The following is a 1,209-nucleotide window of genomic DNA, read 5'->3' as shown; positions in this document are numbered from 1 at the left end:
GTCGGCCAGCCTTTTAAGCAGGGTCTCGTAGCTCCTCCACACGAACCCCCTCCTACCGCTGGGGGTTATGAGCGGGACGTGTATGTAGGCTACGTCAACGGGCGTGGGGACGTGCGAGGCGGTGTCCACGACGACGCCCCCGCCCGCTTCCCTCTTGATGTTCTTCACTAAGATACTGGTTAGAAGAGCCCTTCTCAGCCTCGTCAACCGGTCGCCCGTCAAAGCCCTCGCGAGGAGGTCGACTATACTGGCTGACGGGGGGAGGGGCCTCGCCTCGATCAAAGGCTTGAAGCCAGGCGAGAGCAGCCCGACGACCTCGACCAGCCTCTCCCAGTCCAGGTAGTAGGTCGCGATCCTGCTCTCGAAGCCCATCTCGGCTAGGGCCCGGTGCATCTCGATAGCCAGCTTCTCGGCGCCACCCCCTATCTCGAGGAGGGGGTGTACGATCACCACTTCCACTACTCTAGCACCTCTACAGACCTAACACCTTTAAGGAGAAACATTGCATAGCGGAAGACTCTCGGGTTTTTATGTAGATGACCCTGTAATATGTTGGTTCACGCGTTATCTTAATAACCCTACCGACCTTTCCCTTAACAACTACATCGACCTCACCGGGGTCTCTTAGCCTCTCGAGAGTCTCCTGGCTGACGCCCACGAAGAATAGAGAGTCGTCTATACCATGCTCCCTGGGGTTAACCATCTTAGATACGACGCTGACCTCGAGAGCCACGTTGTTACTAACCGTCTTAATGTACCTGTACGACCCCTTGATTAACACGTAGGGTGTGTAGAATGGGAAAATAAGGGTGTATCTCTTCCTTTTATAAACAAGTAGCTCGGCGGGGTTTAAGCCCAGGGCTCTGTAGTAGTCGATGTCGCTTCTTACCACTCTGCTCACGTAACTTACAACGTTCTTGGCATACCTTTTTTCTCTTGCGTAATCGATAAGAGCCGGCTCAGCGTTGAGCCCGACCATTACTGGGATCGCTACTGAGAATCCTACCCTAACCCAGAATTCTTTGTCTTCCCCGCACATCAAGTCTCTCCAGCCGCCTCTGGATAATATATGCTCTCTTTTTCCGGCTAGTGTATTAATAGCGTACACGGGTTGGTGGGCCTCGGTCACCTCTACGACCTTGTGAAAACTATTGTTGTAGACGGTGTCTAGGTCGAAGTATGCCGTTATAGACCCCTCCGGGCACTTGC

The 1,209-nt window shown here is 53.8% G+C and carries 1 protein-coding gene and 1 pseudogene; both read right to left on the bottom strand.

Going from position 1 to position 1,209, the window contains the following annotated elements; translation table 11 throughout:
* A pseudogene (locus ACP5VX_RS07295) lies at window positions 1-459 on the bottom strand (glycosyltransferase); the annotation flags it as partial.
* Between the two features lie 13 nt (window positions 460-472).
* On the bottom strand, window positions 473-1,209 hold a 737-nt coding region (locus ACP5VX_RS07290), incomplete at its 5' end, for a hypothetical protein (protein WP_428725214.1).

The sequence above is a fragment of the Thermogladius sp. genome (assembly GCF_049970955.1).
GTDB lineage: Archaea > Thermoproteota > Thermoprotei_A > Sulfolobales > Desulfurococcaceae > Thermogladius.
The sequence above is the reverse complement of the archived record's forward strand: the minus strand, read 5'-3'. Positions and strand labels throughout refer to the sequence as shown.